We start from the raw sequence: 17,752 nt of genomic DNA on the forward strand, positions 1-17,752 counted from the left end.
GAACGCGGCGCCGCCGGGGGGTAAAGCCGCGGGGCCGGACCGGGGCGAGACTGGCGTGCACGAGGTCATCGTGCCAGATCCGGCCCGCCGGGTGCGCCGCCCCGGGCGGTGTCGCTACAGCGGCAGGGGGCGGCCCAGGATCGCGAACGCGCGTGGGTCCCCTGCGAAGTGGTAGCGGCGGATGACGTCGGTGAAGCCCAGTCGCCGGTACAACCGCCAGGCGCGGTTGGGCTCTCCGTTGATTTCCGGCGTGGAGAGCAGGACGTTCTTCTCCGGGCGCCCGGCGAGCAGCCGGCGGGCCAACGCCTCGCCGAGGCCGCGGCCCTGCGCGCGGGGGTGGATGTGCAGCTCGGTCAGCTCGAAGTAGCTGTTCATCAGCTGGGCGATCTCCTGGGGCGGCGAGCCGCCGCGTTGCAAGCCCAGGACCACCTGCTGCTGCCACCACTGCCCGGGCGCCCCGGGGTAGCCGTAGGCCACGCCGAGCAGCGGCGCGTCGCTCAGTTCGGCGGCCGACGGGGCCTGGGCGCCGGGGCCCTCGGGCGCCTCGGCCTCGACGGCGGCCACCCCCTGCCAGCCGTGGCGACGGATGTGTTCGAGCCACATGGAGGCGCGCTGGTTCTCGGTGCCCCGCGGGTACCGCATCGCTTCGACGTACACCCCGAGGGCGTCAGACAGGCGGCGCTCCATATCGTTCGGCGGCAGATCGATGAGGAATATCGCCAACTCGCGGTGTCCTCCTCATCGGGTGGATTCAGGTGTGGCTCCGGCCCGTGCCGCTGTCGCCATTATCCGACCGCCGCGGCTCCGCGCGCCCGGCGGCCGTGGGTAGCAGCCTCCCATGAGGGGGCGAAGCGCGCCCCATCGGCAAGCGGGTTGCGGCGCACCGTCGTTGCTGGGTGCGCGGGCGTGGGAGGGCGCCCGGGATAGAATCGCTGCCGAACCAGTGGTACGGCGCAGATCGACCTCGTATCATTTGTGGTAGTTGCCCTTACACCGGGCATCCGCGTGCTATCGATAGTTACGTGTCAAACTGTCGGCAAGGAGGGACGAATGCCACTCTCCGATCATGAACAGCGGATGCTCGATCAGATCGAGAGCGCCCTCTACGCGGAGGATCCCAAGTTCGCGTCGAGCGTCCGTGGCGGAGGGTTGCGCGCACCGACCGCGCGGCGGCGACTGCAGGGCGCGGCGTTGTTCGTCATCGGCCTGGCGATGTTGGTGTCCGGGGTTGCGTTCAAAGCCACGATGATCGGAAGTTTCCCGATCCTGAGCGTCTTTGGCTTCATCGTGATGTTCGGCGGCGTGGTCTATGCGATCACCGGCCCGCGGCTGGCGGGCAGGCCGGATCGTTCCGGATCCGCGCCCGGGTCGGCGCGCCAGCGGCGCAACAAGAGTGGCGGCTCGTTCACCAGTCGCATGGAGGATCGCTTCCGCCGGCGCTTCGACGAGTAGCGGAGACGACGAGGCGTCACAAGGGGTAGCCGGCACGGCTACCTCTTTTTTTGTGCCCGAGCGAGTGGGTGCGCCGGGTGGATTTCAATTCGACTCCCAATCGAGCCCGAATCGAGCCTTCCGGCGCCCGACATGCCCCACCGGGCCCCACCGAGGCGCCCCACCGCGCCCCACCCGCCGGTTCCATGGCCCTGAGGTGCGGTTTTCAGGCGTGAAGGTCGGGCTGCAACGAGACGTCCGGAGCCACTGGTCGGTGCCCGGGGCCGCCTTGGTGGCGGATAACGGGGAAAACTCGGCCACGCCACCCCAATAATGGGGCGAAGTGGGGGATGGTGGGGTATGGTGGCTGAAGCGTTTGGGTGAGGCGAGAGCCGGGTCTCCATGGGAGGTGAGCTGGTGTTTCTCGGCACCTACACGCCCAAGCTCGACGACAAGGGGCGGCTGACGTTGCCCGCCAAGTTCCGCGACTCGTTGGCAGGGGGGTTGATGGTCACCAAGAGCCAGGATCACAGCCTCGCGGTCTACCCCCGGACGGAATTCGAGCAGCTGGCGCGCCGGGCCAGCAAGACCTCACGCAGCAACCCGGAAGCCCGGGCCTTCCTGCGCAACCTCGCCGCCGGCACCGACGAGCAGCATCCCGACGCGCAGGGCCGCATCACGCTGTCGGCCGACCACCGCCGTTACGCGAACCTGACCAAGGACTGCGTGGTGATCGGGGCGGTCGACTACCTCGAGATCTGGGATGCGCAGGCCTGGCACGACTACCAGCAGACCCATGAAGAGAACTTCTCCGCGGCCAGCGATGAAGCACTCGGCGACATTATCTGAGGCGCTTGCCCGTGCATCGTGGCCTCTGCCCGAACCGACCCTGGCGTACTTCCCCAACGCCAGGTTCGTACCTTCGGACAGGGACCAGGATGCAAGGGCGGCCCTCCGGGCCGGCCGGGATGCAAGGGCGGCCCTCCGGGCCGGCCGGGATGCAAGGGCAGCGGTTCTCAGGGGAGGCGTTGCGGTGGCTGAGAATTCGGACGATTTCGGGCACGTGCCCGTCCTGCTGCATCGCTGCGTCGAGCTGCTCACCCCGGCCCTGACGCGCCGGCACCCCGACGGGAGTGGCGCGGTCCTCGTCGACGCCACGCTCGGCGCCGGCGGTCACGCCGAGCGGTTCCTGACCGAACTGCCCGGTCTGCGGCTGATCGGACTCGACCGCGACCCCAGCGCCCTCGACATCACCCGGGACCGGCTGGACCGGTTCGCCGATCGGGTCACCCTGGTCCGCACCCGGTACGACGGCCTCGCCGAGGCGTTGGCCGAATCCGGCTGTGCCGCAGCTGAATCCGTCGACGGTATCCTCTTCGACCTCGGTGTGTCGTCCATGCAGCTCGACCGCGCCGAACGGGGTTTCGCCTATGCCCAGGACGCGCCGCTGGACATGCGGATGGACCCGTCGTCGCCGCTGACCGCGGCCGACATCGTCAACACTTACGACGAGGCCGCGCTGGCGGACATCCTGCACCGCTACGGCGAGGAGCGGTTCGCCCGCCGCATAGCCAAACAGATCGTCGGCCGGCGCCGCAGCGCCCCGTTCACCTCGACCGCGCAGTTGGTAGAGCTGCTCTACCAAGCGATTCCGGCGCCTGCCCGGCGCACCGGCGGACATCCGGCCAAGCGCACCTTCCAGGCGCTGCGGATCGCCGTCAACGACGAACTGACCTCGCTGCGCGCCGCCCTTCCCGCCGCGCTGGACGCGCTGACCGTCGGCGGGCGCATCGCGGTGATGGCCTACCAATCGCTGGAGGACCGGATCGTCAAGCGGGTGTTCGCCGACGCGGTCGCGTCGCGCACGCCGGTGGATCTGCCGTTCGAACTTCCCGGCCACGAGCCGAGATTCACGTCGTTGACGCGCGGCGCCGAACGCGCGGACGCGGCCGAGGTCGAGCGCAACCCCCGCAGCGCCGCCGTGCGATTGCGGGCGCTGCAACGGCTGGGACCAAACGCGAAATCACAGCAGGCTAGCCGGAAAGGCGACTCATGAAGGTAACGCGCGAGACGCCCAAGCGCCGCAACGGCTCGGCCCGCAAGAACAAGCGCGCCGCGGCCGACGGGGCGTCGCCGCGCCGCACGCGGCCCGGGACCGCCTCGTCCACCGCCCGCGAGGGCCGGTCGCACAATTCGGGACCGCAAACCAGCCCGATCGCCCGGCCGGCCGAACGCCCGGGCCGCCCCAAGAATGCGAGCCAGGCCAAGGCGCGGGCCAAGGCGCGGAAAGCCAAGGCGCCCAAGGCCGTCCGACCCCGCCTGACCGAGCGGTTGGCCGCCCGGCTCGCGTCGATCGACCTGCGCCCGCGGACGCTGGCGAGCAAGGTTCCGTTCGTCGTGCTGATCATCGGCGCCCTTGGCCTGGGGCTGGGCCTGACGCTGTGGTTGTCCACCGACTCCGCCGAGCGCTCCTATCAGTTGAGCCACGCCCGCGAGAAGAACCGGATGCTGCAGCAGCAGAAGGAGTCGCTGGAACGCGATGTGCGCGAGGCGGAGTCGGCGCCGGCGCTGGCCGAAGCGGCCCGCAAGCAGGGCATGATCCCGACGCGGGACACCGCGCACCTGGTGCAGGATCCGACCGGTAACTGGGTGGTCGTCGGCAGCCCGAAGCCGGCCGACGGCGTTCCGCCGCCACCGCTGAACAGCAAGATCTCCGACGCGCCCCCGCCGGCTCCGCCGCCGCCGGCGCTGCCGCCGGAGGTTCCGGTCCGGGTGCTGCCGGCGCCGGGGGCCCCGCCGGTGCCGGCGCGGCCGGGACCGGAGGCGCTGTTGCGCGCCCCGGACGGTTCGTCGACGGTGGGCGGCCAGCACCTGCCCGCGCAGCCCGTGACCCCGCTGCCGGGGATGCCGGGCGGTCCGGCCACCGGGCACTTCCAGGGGGTGGTGCCGGTGCTGCCGACGCCGGGGCTGCCGTCCCCGGCGGGTCCCGCGCAGCCTGCGGCGCCCGCCGAGGTCTCGGTTCCCATGGGCGGGCTGCCGATCCCGGCTCCCGCACCGGTGCCCGCCCCGCTGCCCGCGGAGGTGCCGGTCCCGGTGCGGCCGGGGTTGCCCGGCCCGGCTGCCCAAATGCCTCAGGCCCTTCAACCGGTCCCGCCGGCTAACGGCCAACAGCTCGGGCCGCTGACCGCCGCGACGCCGGGTGCCGCCCGATGAGGCGCGGCGAGGACGGGCGGGGACGCCGGTCGCCGTCGGCGCGGCCGGCCCGCCGGCCCCGTAAGCCGCAGGAGCCCAAGGACGTGCGGCAACCGAAGAAGGCCCGGAACGCCAAGCAGGCCAAGCAAGCTCGTCCGGCCGAGGCGATGGCGGTCGGACACTCGGCGCGCGACCGCCGCACCCGCCAGATCGTGGAAGTGGGCTCGCGCGGCGCGTCGTTCGTCTTCCGGCATCGGGCCGGCAACGTGGTGATCGTGCTGCTGATGGCGGTCGCGGCGGCGCAGCTGTTCGTCCTGCAGGTCACCGACGCCCCGAAGTTGCGCGCCCAGGCGGCCGGCCAGCTCAAGGTCACCGACGTCGAGAAGGCCGTCCGCGGCAGCATCGTCGACCGCAACAACCAACAGCTGGCGTTCACCATCGAGTCGCGCGCATTGACGTTCCAGCCCAAGCGGATTCACCAGCAGCTGGAGGAGGCGAAAAAGAAGAACCCCGCGGCGCCCGATCCGCAGGAGCGGCTGCGCGACATGGCCAAGGAGGTCTCGGCGCGGCTGAACAACAAGCCGGATTATGCGACCGTGCTGAAGAAGCTGCAAAGCAACGAGAATTTCGTGTACCTGGCCCGCGCCGTCGATCCCGCGGTCGCCAGCGCGATCTCGGAGAAGTTCCCCGAGGTGGGCTCCGAACGCCAGGACCTGCGCCAGTATCCGGGCGGATCGCTGGCCGCCAACGTCGTCGGCGGCATCGACTGGGACGGTCACGGACTGCTCGGGCTGGAGGATTCCCTGGACTCCGTCCTGTCCGGAACCGACGGCTCCGTCACCTATGACCGCGGATCCGACGGCGTCGTCATCCCCGGCAGTTACCGCAACCGGCACCGGGCGGTCAACGGCTCGACCGTCCAGCTGACCCTCGACGACGACATCCAGTTCTACGTCCAGCAGCAGGTCCAGCAGGCGAAGAATTTGTCTGGGGCGCACAATGTTTCGGCGGTCGTGCTGGACTCCAAGACGGGCGAGGTGCTGGCCATGGCCAACGACAACACCTTCGACCCGTCCCAGGACATCGGGCGCCAGGCCGACCGGCAACTGGGCAACCTGACGGTGTCCTCGCCCTTCGAACCGGGGTCGGTGAACAAGGTGATCACCGCGTCCTCGGTCATCGAGTACGGCCTGTCCAACCCCGACGAGGTGTTGCAGGTGCCCGGCTCGATCCAGATGGGCGGGGTACCGATCCACGACGCCTGGGACCACGGCGTGATGCCCTACACCACCACCGGCGTGTTCGGGAAGTCGTCGAACGTCGGCACCCTGATGCTGGCGCAGCGCGTCGGCCCGGAACGCTTCTATGACATGGTCCGCAAGTTCGGGCTGGGCCAGCGCACCAACGTCGGGCTGCCCGGTGAGAGCGCCGGGCTGGTCCCGCCCATCGACCAGTGGTCGGGCAGCACCTTCTCCAACCTGCCCATCGGACAGGGCCTTTCGATGACCCTGCTGCAGATGACCGACATGTACCAGACCATCGCCAACGACGGCCTGCGGGTACCGCCGCGGATCATCAAGGCCACCATCGCACCCGACGGCAACCGGACCGAGGAACCGCACCCCGAAGGGGTCCGGGTGGTCTCGCCGCAGACCGCGCAGACGGTCCGGGGCATGCTGCGCGCCGTCGTGCAGCACGACCCGATGGGCTACCAACAGGGCACCGGGGCGGCGGCCGCGGTGCCCGGCTACCAGATGGCCGGCAAGACGGGCACCGCCCAGCAGATCAATCCGGGCTGTGGCTGCTACTTCGACGACGTCTACTGGGTCACCTTCGCCGGCATGGCCACCGTCGACAATCCCCGCTACGTCATCGGCATCATGATGGACAACCCCCAGCGCAACGCCGACGGCACGCCCGGGCACTCGGCGGCCCCGCTGTTCCACAACATCGCCGGCTGGCTGATGCAGCGCGAGAACGTGCCGCTGTCGCCGGATCCGGGACCGCCGCTCACCCTGCAGGCCACCTAGCCCCCTCCGCCGCGCCCTCTCCGCCGCGACGGTGCGTGTCTGTACGTCGGCACGCGAGGGAGGGTCTACAACCGCGCACGCTCGCCCGGGAACGCCGGCCGGCCGGTGCTCCTCGGTAGGGTGTCATGGCCGATCAAAAGGACCACGCGGGTGGACGGGAGGTGTGTCGGTGTCCACTGATTTGCGCCCCAGCGCGGGCGCCGGCGTCCCGTTGCCCGAGCTCGCGGCCCAGGTCGGCGCGGTGATGGCCGACGGCGTGGCAGTGCCCGACGTCCCGGTCACCGGCGTGACGCTGCGCGCCCAGGACGTGCGGCCCGGTGACCTGTTCGCCGCGCTGCCCGGCTCGGCCACGCACGGCGCCCGCTTTGCCGGCGACGCGATCCAAAGCGGTGCCGTCGCGGTGCTCACCGACGCCGCCGGGGTCGCGGAAATGGGCGAAGTGACCGTGCCCACCCTGGTGCACCCGGCGCCCCGCGGCGTGCTCGGCGGCCTGGCCGCCGCGGTGTACGGAAACCCGTCGGAACACGTCACGGTCATCGGGATCACCGGAACGTCGGGCAAGACCACCACGACCTACCTGGTCGAGTCGGGTCTGCGCGCCGGCGGGCGGACGGCCGGGCTCATCGGCACCATCGGCATCCGCGTCGACGGCGCCGACATCCCCAGCGCGCTGACCACCCCGGAGGCCCCCGCGCTGCAGGCGATGCTCGCGGCGATGGCCGAGCAAGGGGTGGACACGGTGGTCATGGAGGTGTCCAGCCACGCGCTGGCCCTGGGCCGGGTGGACGGCACCGGGTTCGCGGTGGGCGCGTTCACCAACCTGTCCCGCGACCACCTCGACTTCCACCCGACCATGGCCGACTATTTCGAGGCCAAGGCGCTGCTGTTCGACCCCGATTCGCCGCTGCACGCCCGCGCGGCCATCGTGTGCGTCGACGACGACGCCGGGCGCGCGATGGCCACCAGGGCCGGTGCCGCCGTGACCGTCAGCGCCACCGGCCAACCGGCCGACTGGCGCGCGTCGGACGTGGCGCCGATGGGCGCGGGGGGACAGGAGTTCACCGCCACGGACCCCGCGGGGGTGCACCACCGCGTCGGCATCCGGCTGCCGGGCCACTACAACGTCGCCAATGCCCTTGTGGCGCTGGCGATTCTGGATTCGGTGGGCGTCTCGCCGGAGCAGGCGGCCCCGGGGTTGCTGCGCACCCGCGTGCCCGGGCGGCTCGAAGAGATCGACCGCGGCCAGGATTTCCTGGCGCTGGTCGACTACGCGCACAAGCCGGGCGCGTTGCGCGCGGTGCTGGCCGCCCTGACCCGTCCGCAGCGCCGGCTGGCCGTGGTGTTCGGCGCCGGGGGCGATCGCGATCCGGGCAAGCGGACCGCCATGGGCAAAATCGCCGCCGAGCTGGCCGACCTGGTCGTCGTCACCGACGACAACCCGCGCAGCGAAGACCCCGCGGCGATCCGGCGCGAAATCCTCACCGGCGCAGGCGAAGCGGGCACCAAGGCCGAGGTCGTCGAGATCGGCGACCGGGGCGAGGCGATCCGGCATGCGGTCAACTGGGCGGGTCCCGGCGACGTCGTGTTGATCGCCGGCAAGGGCCACGAAACCGGCCAGCGCACCGGCGACGTGGTCCGCCCGTTCGACGATCGCGTCGAGCTCGCCCGGGCCCTGGAGGATCGCGCGTGATCGAGCTGACCGTCGCGCAGATCGCCGAAATCGTCGGCGGCACACTGGCCGACATCACCCCGGAAGACGCCGCGGAACTGCGCGTCACCGGCACCGTCGAGTTCGACTCGCGGGCCGTGGGCCCGGGCGGGCTGTTCCTGGCGCTGCCGGGGGCCCGCTCCGACGGCCACGACCACGCGGCCTCGGCGGTGGCGGCCGGCGCGGTCGCGGTGCTCGCGGCCCGTCCGGTCGGCGTCCCCGCCATCGTGGTCGCCCCCGAAGGCGCTTCGGGATCGCGGGCCGGCGTGCTGGAGCACGACGCCGACGGGTCGGGCGCCGCGGTGCTCGCGGCGCTGGCCAGGCTGGCCCGGGCGGTGGCGGCCGAATTGGTGGCGGGCGGGCTGACGATCGTCGGGATCACCGGCTCGTCGGGAAAGACCTCGACGAAGGATCTGGTGGCCGCCGTGCTGGCGCCCCTCGGCGAGGTGGTCGCCCCGCCCGGGTCGTTCAACAACGAGCTGGGTCACCCCTGGACGGTGCTGCGCGCGACGCGGCGCACCGACTACCTGATCCTCGAGATGTCGGCCCGGCACCCCGGCAACATCGCCGCGCTGGCCGAGATCGCCACGCCCTCGATCGGGGTGGTCCTCAACGTCGGGACCGCCCACCTGGGGGAATTCGGCTCCCGGGAGGCGATCGCGCGAACCAAAGCCGAACTGGCCCAAGCCGTTCCGCCGTCCGGCGTCGTCATCCTCAACGTTGACGACGCGGCCGTGGCGGCGATGGCCGAGGTCGCCACCGCCCGGGTGATCCGGGTCAGCCGCGCCGATACCGGGTCAAGCGACGTGTGGGCCGATGGAGTGTCGCTGGACGAACTGGCCAGGCCGCGCTTTACCCTGCACGCGATGGACAGCGAAGTCGACGTGCGGCTCGGCGTGTTCGGCGACCATCAGGTCACCAACGCGCTGTGCGCCGGCGCGGTCGCCCTGCATTGCGGCGCCGGCCTCGAGCAAGTGGCGGACGCGCTGGCCGGGGCCGGCCCGGTGTCGCGCCATCGCATGCAGGTGAGCACCCGCGCCGACGGCGCCACGGTGATCGACGACGCGTACAACGCCAACCCCGACTCGATGCGGGCCGGGCTGCAGGCGCTGGCGTGGATCGCTCACGGCGGCCCGGGCCCAAAGCGCCGGAGCTGGGCGGTGCTCGGCGAGATGGCCGAGCTCGGCGAGGACGCGATAACCGAGCACGATCGCATCGGCCGGCTCGCGGTGCGCTTAGATGTGTCTCGACTCGTTGTCGTCGGAACCGGGAGGTCGATGAGCGCCATGCACCACGCGGCGGTCATGGAAGGTTCCTGGGGCGGCGAGGTCGTCAGCGTGCCCGACGGCGACGCCGCGCTCGCCCTGCTGCGGGCCGAGCTGCGTCCCGGCGACGTCGTGCTGGTCAAGGCGTCCAACGCCGCCGGGCTCGGGGCGCTCGCCGAAGCGCTCGCGGCCGACAGCGGGGCGCGCCCGTGAGACAGATCCTCATCGCGGTCGCCATCGCGCTGACCGTGTCCATCCTGCTGACCCCGGCGCTGATCCGGCTGTTCACCAAGCAGGGCTTCGGCCACCAGATCCGCGAGGACGGCCCGCCGAGTCACCACACCAAGCGCGGCACCCCGTCGATGGGCGGCGTGGCGATCCTAGCCGGCATCTGGGCCGGCTACCTGGGCACCCACCTGGCCGGCCTGGCCTTCGACGGCGAGGGCATTTCCGCGTCGGGCCTGCTGGTCCTCGGCCTGGCCACCGCGCTGGGCGTCGTCGGGTTCCTCGACGACCTGATCAAGATCCGCCGGTCGCGCAACCTCGGGCTGAACAAGACGGCCAAGACGGTCGGCCAGATCGTCGCCGCGGTGCTCTTCGGCGTGCTGGTGCTGCAGTTCCGCAACGCCAACGGCCTGACGCCGGCCAGCGCCAACCTGTCCTACGTGCGCGAAATCGCCACCGTCACACTGGCTCCCGGGCTGTTCGTGCTGTTCTGCGTCGTCGTCGTCAGCGCCTGGTCCAACGCGGTCAACTTCACCGACGGCCTGGACGGGCTGGCCGCCGGCTGCATGGCCATGGTCACCGCCGCCTACGTGTTGATCACCTTCTGGCAGTACCGCAACGCGTGCGTCACCGCGCCGGGGCTGGGCTGCTACAACGTGCGCGACCCGCTGGACCTGGCGCTGATCGCGGCGGCCACCGCCGGCGCCTGCATCGGCTTTCTGTGGTGGAACGCGGCACCCGCCAAGATCTTCATGGGCGACACCGGCTCGCTGGCGCTGGGCGGCATCATCGCGGGCCTGTCGGTCACCAGCCGCACCGAGATCCTGGCCGTCGTGCTGGGCTCGCTGTTCGTCGCAGAGGTCACCTCGGTCGTGCTGCAGATCCTGGCCTTTCGCACCACCGGGCGCCGGGTGTTCCGGATGGCGCCCTTCCACCACCATTTCGAACTGGTCGGCTGGGCCGAAACCACGGTGATCATCCGCTTCTGGCTGCTCACCGCGATCACCTGCGGGCTGGGCGTGGCCCTGTTCTACGGTGAGTGGCTGGCCACGATCGGAGCCTGACGTGCTTGACCCGCTCGCCCCGGGCGCGCCCGTGCTGGTGGCCGGCGGCGGCGTCACCGGCAAGGCGGTGCTGGCGGCCCTGACCCGATTCGGCGCCGCCCCGACCCTCTGCGACGACGACCCCGAAACGCTGCGCCGGTACGCCGACGGCGGGGTCGCGACGGTGACGACGTCGACGGCCGCGGAAAGGGTCTCCGATTACGCCCTGGTGGTGACCAGCCCCGGCTTCTCGCCGTCCACGCCGCTGCTGGCCGCCGCGGCGGCCGCGGGCGTGCCCATCTGGGGTGACGTGGAGCTGGCCTGGCGGCTCGACGCCGCCGGCCAGTACGGCCCGCCGCGCCGCTGGCTGGTGGTGACCGGCACGAACGGCAAGACCACGACGACGTCGATGCTGCACGCCATGCTGGTCGCCGGCGGGAAAAACAGCGTGCTGTGCGGCAACATCGGCGACCCGGTGCTCGACGTGCTGGACCGGCCCGCCGACCTGCTGGCCGTCGAGGCGTCCAGCTTCCAGCTGCACTGGGCGCCCTCGCTGCGGCCCGAGGCCGGCGTCGTGCTCAACATCGCCGAGGACCACCTGGACTGGCACGCCACGATGGCCGAATACACCGAGGCCAAGGCCCGGGTGCTGGGTGGCCGGGTGGCGGTGGTCGGGCTGGACGACGCCCGGGCCGCCGCGTTGCTGGACACCGCGGCCGCACCGGTCCGGGCGGGTTTCCGGCTCGGCGAACCGGGCCCGGGGGAGCTCGGCGTGCGCGACGGGCTGCTCGTCGACCGCGCCTTCGCCGACGACCTGGCGCTGCTGCCGGCCGAATCGATCCCGGTGCCCGGCCCGGTCGGGGTCCTCGACGCCCTGGCCGCGGCGGCCCTCGCCCGCAGCGTCGGCGTGCCCGCCGACGCGATCGCGGCCGCGATCTCGTCCTTCCGGCTGGGCCGCCACCGCGCCGAGGTGGTGGCCGTCGCCGACGGGATCACCTACGTCGACGACTCCAAGGCCACCAACCCGCACGCCGCCCAGGCGTCCGTGTTGGCCTACCCGCGGGTGGTCTGGCTGGCCGGCGGTTTGCTGAAGGGCGCAGCGGTCGACGCCGAGGTCGCCAGGATCGCATCGCGGCTGGTCGGTGCGGTGCTGATCGGCCGAGATAGGGCCGAGGTTGCAGAGGCGTTATCGCGACACGCGCCGGATGTCCCCGTCGTCCAGGTTGTGACAGGCGAGGATGCTGATATGAATGCGACTGCTGTGGTTCCTGATGCTTCTGTGACAGAAGTGAGACCTTCGGACGGTGACCTCGGCGCTCGCGTCATGACCGCGGCCGTGGCCGCGGCCCGCGACCTCGCCAGGCCGGGCGACACGGTGCTGCTGGCACCGGCCGGCGCGTCGTTCGACCAGTTCGCCGGGTACGCCGCCCGCGGCGACGCGTTCGCGGCGGCCGTCCGCGCGGCGATCCAGTAGGCAGGCGTGGCTAACGGACTGACCCGGCGGCTGCGCCGGGGCAAGGGGAGCAAAGAGACCGCCGCCGGGCAGGGCGAGGCGGCCGAGGCCGACGTCCCGAACGACGAGGACGCCACGGACGCCTTCGACGCTTACGGGGCCGCCCCGGACGCCAAGGCGGGCGCCAAAGCGGCAAAAGCCAGGTTCGCGGCCCTGCCGGCCGGCCTGCGCGGCCGGTTCGGTGCCTGGCTGGGCCGGCCCATGACGTCGTTTCACCTGATCATCGCCGTCACCGGCCTGCTGACCACGCTGGGCCTGATCATGGTGCTGTCCGCGTCGGGCGTGCGCTCCTACGGCGCCGACGGGTCCGCGTGGGTGATCTTCGGCAAGCAGGTGCTGTGGACGGTCATCGGGCTGATCGCGGCCTACGTCGCGATGCGCGTGTCGGTGCGCTTCATCCGGCGGGTGGCCTTCACCGGCTACCTGATCACGATCATCCTGCTGGTCCTCGTGCTGGTTCCCGGGATCGGCAACCTGGCCAACGGCTCGCGGAAGTGGTTCGTGATCGCCGGCTTCTCGATGCAACCGTCGGAGTTGGCCAAGATCGCGTTCGCCATCTGGGGCGCCCACCTGCTGGCGGCCCGGCGCATGGAGCGGGCCTCGCTGCGCGAGATGCTGATCCCGCTGGTCCCGGCCGCGGTCATCGCCCTGGCGCTGATCGTCGCCCAGCCCGACCTCGGTCAGACGGTGTCGCTGGGCATCATCCTGCTGGCCCTGCTGTGGTACGCCGGGCTGCCGCTGCGGGTCTTCGTCACCTCGCTGGCGGCCGTCTTCGTGGCCGGCGCGGTGCTGGCGATGTCCGCGGGTTACCGCTCGGACCGGGTGCGGTCCTGGATCAACCCCGAAAACGACCCGCAGGACACCGGCTACCAGGCCCGGCAGGCCAAGTTCGCGCTGGCCCACGGCGGCGTCTTCGGCGACGGCCTCGGCCAGGGCGTCGCCAAGTGGAATTACCTGCCCAACGCCCACAACGACTTCATCTTCGCGATCATCGGCGAGGAGCTGGGCTTCATCGGCGCGTTCGGGCTGCTGGCGCTGTTCGGGGTGTTCGCCTACACCGGGATGCGGATCGCGCGCCGCTCGGCCGACCCGTTCCTGCGGCTACTGACCGCCACCACGACGATGTGGATCCTCGGCCAGGCGTTCATCAACATCGGCTACGTGATCGGCGTGCTGCCGGTCACCGGCCTGCAGCTGCCGCTCATCTCGGCTGGCGGAACATCGACGGCCGCAACACTATTCATGATCGGGATCATGACCAACGCTGCTCGGCACGAACCCGAGGCGGTGGCCGCGCTGCGGGCCGGGCGCGACGACAAGGTGAACCGGCTGCTGCGGCTGCCGCTGCCCCAGCCCTACGTGCCCAGCCGCATCGAGTCGTTCCGCGATCGCAAGCGGGTCGGCCCGCAAGCCGCCGGCAAGGGCCCCAAGGCGCCCCCGCGCAAGGGGGCCCGCGACCACGACGCCCCGCTGCGGCAGGCCGCCGGACGAAAGGCCGCCCGGCCGGCGCGCCAGTCTGGGGGCACCCCGCGCGGGCGGGGAGGGCATCATGGATCTGGCCAGCGATACGCCGGCCAGCGTGCCGGCCAGCGCAAGGCACGGCAGACGCGCGCATTGGAAGGTCAGCGTTACGGGTGAACGGCACGATCAAAGAGCCGGCCGGCGGGCTGGGGGCAAGCCCCTCGCCCGCCGGTGCCGCATCATCGGCCCTTGATTCCCCCTCGTCGGCCAATTCCGGCCTGTCGGTCGTGCTGGCCGGCGGCGGGACGGCCGGCCACGTGGAGCCCGCCATGGCCGTCGCCGACGCGTTGTCCGCCCTGGATCCCCGCGTCCGGATCACCGCGCTGGGCACCGCCCGCGGGCTCGAGACCAGGCTGGTGCCCGAGCGCGGCTACCACCTCGAGCTGATCACCCCGGTCCCGCTGCCGCGAAAGCCCAGCGGCGACCTGGCCCGGCTGCCGCCGCGCGTCTGGCGCGCCGTCCGGGAGACGCGCGCGGTGCTCGACGCCGTCGACGCCGACGTGGTGATCGGCTTCGGCGGGTACGTGGCCGTGCCGGCGTACCTGGCCGCCCGCGGCATCCCGGGGCTTCGGCGCCGCGTCCCGGTGGTGATCCACGAGGCCAACGCCAGGGCCGGCATCGCCAACCGCGTCGGCGCGCGCACGGCCGAGCGGATCCTTTCGGCGGTGCCCGATTCCGGGCTGCGCGGCGCCGAGGTGGTCGGGGTGCCGGTGCGGGCGGCCATCACCGCGCTCGACCGCGCCGCGCTGCGCGCCGAGGCGCGCCAGCACTTCGGCTTCGCCGACGACGCCCGGGTGCTGCTGGTGTTCGGCGGCTCGCAGGGCGCGGTCTCGCTGAACCGGGCGGTGTCGGCGGCCGCGGCCGACCTGGCCGCCGCAGGTGTCGCCGTGCTGCACGCCCACGGGCCCAAGAACACCCTCGAGCTGCGCACGCCCGAGCCGGGCGACCCGCCGTACGTGGCGGTGCCCTACCTGGACCGGATGGACCTGGCCTACGCCGCCGCCGACCTGGCCATCTGCCGGTCGGGGGCGATGACCGTCGCGGAGGTGTCGGCCGTCGGCCTGCCGGCCATCTACGTGCCGCTGCCGATCGGCAACGGCGAGCAGCGGCTCAACGCGCTGCCCGTGGTCAACGCCGGCGGGGGCATCATCGTCGCCGATAGCGACCTGACGCCGGCGCTGGTCGCCCGCGAGGCGGGCGGGTTGCTCAACGACCCGGCGCGGCTGGCGGCCATGACGGCGGCCGCCGCGCTGGTGGGACATCCGGACGCGGCGCGACGGGTGGCCCAGGCGGCGCTCGACATCGCGGCGCGGAGGCGCGGGTGACCGCCGAGCAGCTGCCGAACTCGCTACCCCCTGAGTTACAGAGGGTGCACATGGTCGGCATCGGGGGAGCCGGGATGTCCGGCATCGCCCGCATCCTGCTCGACCGGGGCGGCCTGGTGTCCGGGTCCGACGCCAAGGAGTCGCGCGGCCTGCACGCCCTGCGGGCGCGGGGCGCGCTGATCCGCGTCGGCCACGACGCGTCGGCGCTGGATCAGCTGCCCGGCGGCGTCACGGCGGTCATCACCACCCACGCCGCCATCCCGAAGACCAACCCCGAGCTCGTCGAGGCGCGCCGGCGCGGCATTCCCGTCGTCCTGCGGCCCGCCGTGCTGGCCAAGCTGATGGCCGGGCGCACCACGCTGATGGTCACCGGCACGCACGGCAAGACGACGACGACGTCGATGCTGATCGTGGCCCTGCAGCACTGCGGGCGCGACCCGTCGTTCGCGGTGGGCGGGGAACTCGGCGAGGCCGGCACCAACGCGCATCACGGCAGCGGCGACTGCTTCGTCGCCGAGGCCGACGAGAGCGACGGCTCGCTGCTGGAGTACACGCCCAACGTCGCGGTGGTCACCAACATCGAGGCCGACCACCTGGACTTCTACGGCAGCACCGACGCGTACGTCGAGGTGTTCGACGCGTTCGTGGAGCGGCTCGCGCCCGGGGGAGCGCTCGTCGTCTGCACCGACGACCCGGGGGCGGCGGCACTGGCCGAGCGCACCGCCGAGCTGGGCATCCGGGTGCTGCGCTACGGCTCGGCGGGGGAAGGGCTGGCCGCCCGGCTGATGACGTGGGAGCAGCAGGGCACCGAGGCGGTCGCGCACATCCAACTCGCGGGCGAGGAGCACCCGCGCGTGATGCGGCTGTCGGTGCCCGGGCGGCACATGGCGCTCAACGCGCTGGGCGCGCTGCTGGCGGCGATCGAGATCGGCGCGTCGGCCGACGAGGTGCTCGACGGGCTGGCCGGGTTCGAGGGCGTGCGGCGCCGATTCGAACTCGTCGGGACCTCGGGAACCGGCCCGGAGGCGGTGCGGGTGTTCGACGACTACGCCCACCACCCGACGGAGATCGGCGCCACGCTGGCGGCGGTCCGCACCGTCCTCGAGCAGAGCGGTTTCAGCGGCCGCTCCATCGTGGTGTTCCAGCCCCATTTATATTCGCGCACAAAGGCTTTCGCGGCCGAGTTCGGTCGCGCGCTGGACGCTGCGGACGAAGTTTTCGTCCTCGACGTCTACGGCGCGCGCGAACAACCGCTGACCGGCGTCAGCGGGGCCAGCGTCGCCGAGCACGTCAGCGTGCCGGTGCGCTACCTCCCGGATCTCTCCGCGGTCGCCGAGGAGGTCGCCGCGGCCGCCGGCCCCGGCGACGTCGTCGTCACGATGGGCGCCGGTGACGTGACCCTGCTGGGTCCGGAGATCGTGACCGCGCTGCGGGTGCGGGCCAACCGCAGCGCGCCGGGCCGGCCGGGGATCCCCCGTTGACCGAGCCGAACGAGCCCGCTGGGTCCGATCCTGGGCCCGACCCGGCCGCCGACCCCGCCGACGCCGCCGACGGCGTGATCACCGAACCGCTCGCGACGGGGGAGCAGGCGCCACCCGAGGACCCCGCCGAGTTCGAGGGGCCGCGGCGACGGGCCCGCCGGGAGCGGGCCGAGCGCCGCGCCGCGCAGGAGCGCGCCCGGGCCATCGAGGAGGCCCGTCGCGAGGCCAAGCGCCAGGCCAGCGGGCGCATCGTCAACCAACCCAAACCCGCCGCCCGCGGCGTCGTCCGCGGCCTGAAGATGCTGTTGATCAGCGTGGTCGTGGCCATCGTCGGCGTCGGGCTCGGGCTGGTGCTGTATTTCACGCCCGCGATGTCGGCGCGCGAGATCGTCGTCACCGGGACGGGCACGGTCACGCGCGAGGAGGTGCTGGACGCGGCGCGGGTGCGGCCGGGCACGCCGCTGCTGCAGATCAACACAAACCAGGTCGCCGAGCGGGTCGCCGCGATCCGGCGGGTGGCCAGCGCGCGGGTGCAGCGGCAGTACCCGTCGGCCCTGCGCATCACCATCGTCGAGCGGGTTCCGCTGGTGGTGAAGGACTTTCCCGACGGCCCGCACCTGTTCGACCGCGACGGCGTCGACTTCGCGACCGCGCCGCCGCCCCCGGCGCTGCCCTACATCGACGTCGCCGACCCCGGCCCGAGCGACCCGGCGACCAAGGCCGCGCTGCAGGTCCTGATTGCGCTCCGCCCCGAGGTGTCGGGCCAGGTGGCCCGGATCGCGGCCCCGTCGGTGGCCTCCATCACGCTGACGCTGGGCGACGGGCGGGTGGTGATCTGGGGGACCACCGACCGCACCGAGGAGAAGGCCGAGAAGCTGGCCGCGCTGCTGACCCAGCCGGGCCGGACCTACGACGTGTCCAGCCCCGATCTGCCCACCGTCAAGTAGCCGCGCGGCCCCGAATGTGCGGCCAGCCGCACGCTCGGCGCCCAACGTGCGGCCAGCCGCACGCTCGGTAA

Annotated in this window: 14 protein-coding genes; 13 read left to right on the top strand and 1 reads right to left on the bottom strand. The window is 72.4% G+C overall.

Features of this window, described 5'->3' with window-relative positions:
- Positions 1 to 114: 114 nt before the first annotated feature.
- On the bottom strand, positions 115 to 723 hold the full coding sequence (locus AC5Y7V_RS17180; RefSeq protein ID WP_499881231.1) for a GNAT family N-acetyltransferase: 609 nt from the start codon (positions 721 to 723) through the stop codon (positions 115 to 117).
- A gap of 327 nt (positions 724 to 1,050) precedes the next feature.
- Between AC5Y7V_RS17180 and AC5Y7V_RS17185 the strand changes: the two genes are divergently transcribed.
- The 13 genes from AC5Y7V_RS17185 (at position 1,051) to AC5Y7V_RS17245 (ending at position 17,681) form a co-directional block, all read left to right on the top strand.
- A complete protein-coding gene (locus AC5Y7V_RS17185; RefSeq protein WP_068126470.1) occupies positions 1,051 to 1,452 on the top strand; it encodes an SCO2097 family morphological protein in 402 nt (133 codons plus the stop codon).
- Positions 1,453 to 1,848: 396 nt separating this feature from the next.
- The gene (gene mraZ / locus AC5Y7V_RS17190; RefSeq protein ID WP_499881402.1) at positions 1,849 to 2,280 is read left to right on the top strand and encodes a division/cell wall cluster transcriptional repressor MraZ; all 432 of its coding nucleotides are present in this window, start codon (positions 1,849 to 1,851) and stop codon (positions 2,278 to 2,280) included.
- The gene (gene rsmH, locus AC5Y7V_RS17195) at positions 2,255 to 3,487 is read left to right on the top strand and encodes a 16S rRNA (cytosine(1402)-N(4))-methyltransferase RsmH (RefSeq protein WP_499881232.1); all 1,233 of its coding nucleotides are present in this window, start codon (positions 2,255 to 2,257) and stop codon (positions 3,485 to 3,487) included. The genes mraZ and rsmH overlap by 26 nt, the downstream gene beginning before the upstream one ends.
- Positions 3,484 to 4,644 carry a cell division protein FtsL gene (ftsL, locus tag AC5Y7V_RS17200; protein WP_499881233.1) on the top strand — a complete coding sequence of 387 codons (1,161 nt, stop codon included), beginning with the start codon at positions 3,484 to 3,486 and terminating at the stop codon, positions 4,642 to 4,644. The genes rsmH and ftsL overlap by 4 nt, the downstream gene beginning before the upstream one ends.
- The gene (locus tag AC5Y7V_RS17205; RefSeq protein ID WP_499881234.1) at positions 4,641 to 6,653 is read left to right on the top strand and encodes a peptidoglycan D,D-transpeptidase FtsI family protein; all 2,013 of its coding nucleotides are present in this window, start codon (positions 4,641 to 4,643) and stop codon (positions 6,651 to 6,653) included. The genes ftsL and AC5Y7V_RS17205 overlap by 4 nt, the downstream gene beginning before the upstream one ends.
- Before the next feature lie 163 nt (positions 6,654 to 6,816).
- Positions 6,817 to 8,343 carry a UDP-N-acetylmuramoyl-L-alanyl-D-glutamate--2,6-diaminopimelate ligase gene (locus tag AC5Y7V_RS17210; RefSeq protein ID WP_499881235.1) on the top strand — a complete coding sequence of 509 codons (1,527 nt, stop codon included), beginning with the start codon at positions 6,817 to 6,819 and terminating at the stop codon, positions 8,341 to 8,343.
- Entirely contained in the window at positions 8,340 to 9,839 is a 1,500-nt protein-coding gene (locus AC5Y7V_RS17215) for a UDP-N-acetylmuramoyl-tripeptide--D-alanyl-D-alanine ligase (protein ID WP_499881236.1), read from the top strand. The genes AC5Y7V_RS17210 and AC5Y7V_RS17215 overlap by 4 nt, the downstream gene beginning before the upstream one ends.
- On the top strand, positions 9,836 to 10,915 hold the full coding sequence (gene mraY, locus AC5Y7V_RS17220) for a phospho-N-acetylmuramoyl-pentapeptide-transferase (RefSeq protein ID WP_499881237.1): 1,080 nt from the start codon (positions 9,836 to 9,838) through the stop codon (positions 10,913 to 10,915). Before AC5Y7V_RS17215 ends, mraY begins: the two co-directional genes overlap by 4 nt.
- A gap of 1 nt (position 10,916) precedes the next feature.
- Positions 10,917 to 12,368 (top strand): UDP-N-acetylmuramoyl-L-alanine--D-glutamate ligase, encoded by a 1,452-nt coding sequence (gene murD / locus AC5Y7V_RS17225; protein ID WP_499881238.1) that lies wholly within the window; start codon positions 10,917 to 10,919, stop codon positions 12,366 to 12,368.
- Positions 12,369 to 12,374: 6 nt separating this feature from the next.
- A complete protein-coding gene (gene ftsW, locus AC5Y7V_RS17230) occupies positions 12,375 to 14,045 on the top strand; it encodes a putative lipid II flippase FtsW (RefSeq protein WP_499881239.1) in 1,671 nt (556 codons plus the stop codon).
- On the top strand, positions 14,042 to 15,253 hold the full coding sequence (murG, locus tag AC5Y7V_RS17235; protein ID WP_499881240.1) for an undecaprenyldiphospho-muramoylpentapeptide beta-N-acetylglucosaminyltransferase: 1,212 nt from the start codon (positions 14,042 to 14,044) through the stop codon (positions 15,251 to 15,253). The genes ftsW and murG overlap by 4 nt, the downstream gene beginning before the upstream one ends.
- Before the next feature lie 50 nt (positions 15,254 to 15,303).
- Complete coding sequence (murC, locus tag AC5Y7V_RS17240) at positions 15,304 to 16,734, top strand: UDP-N-acetylmuramate--L-alanine ligase (RefSeq protein ID WP_499881403.1); 1,431 nt, start codon at positions 15,304 to 15,306, stop codon at positions 16,732 to 16,734.
- A complete protein-coding gene (locus AC5Y7V_RS17245) occupies positions 16,731 to 17,681 on the top strand; it encodes a cell division protein FtsQ/DivIB (protein WP_499881241.1) in 951 nt (316 codons plus the stop codon). The genes murC and AC5Y7V_RS17245 overlap by 4 nt, the downstream gene beginning before the upstream one ends.
- The last annotated feature ends 71 nt before the right edge of the window (positions 17,682 to 17,752 follow it).

It is taken from the genome of Mycobacterium sp. NGS34 (genome assembly GCF_059812845.1).

Excerpts from the sequence above, each read along its gene's own strand:
- AC5Y7V_RS17185 (WP_068126470.1), top strand. The coding sequence starts at position 1,051 with ATGCCACTCTCCGATCATGAACAGCGGATGCTCGATCAGATCGAGAGC.
- AC5Y7V_RS17205 (WP_499881234.1), top strand. The coding sequence starts at position 4,641 with ATGAGGCGCGGCGAGGACGGGCGGGGACGCCGGTCGCCGTCGGCGCGG.
- murC (WP_499881403.1), top strand. The coding sequence starts at position 15,304 with ATGGTCGGCATCGGGGGAGCCGGGATGTCCGGCATCGCCCGCATCCTG.
- rsmH (WP_499881232.1), top strand. The coding sequence starts at position 2,255 with ATGAAGCACTCGGCGACATTATCTGAGGCGCTTGCCCGTGCATCGTGG.
- ftsL (WP_499881233.1), top strand. The coding sequence starts at position 3,484 with ATGAAGGTAACGCGCGAGACGCCCAAGCGCCGCAACGGCTCGGCCCGC.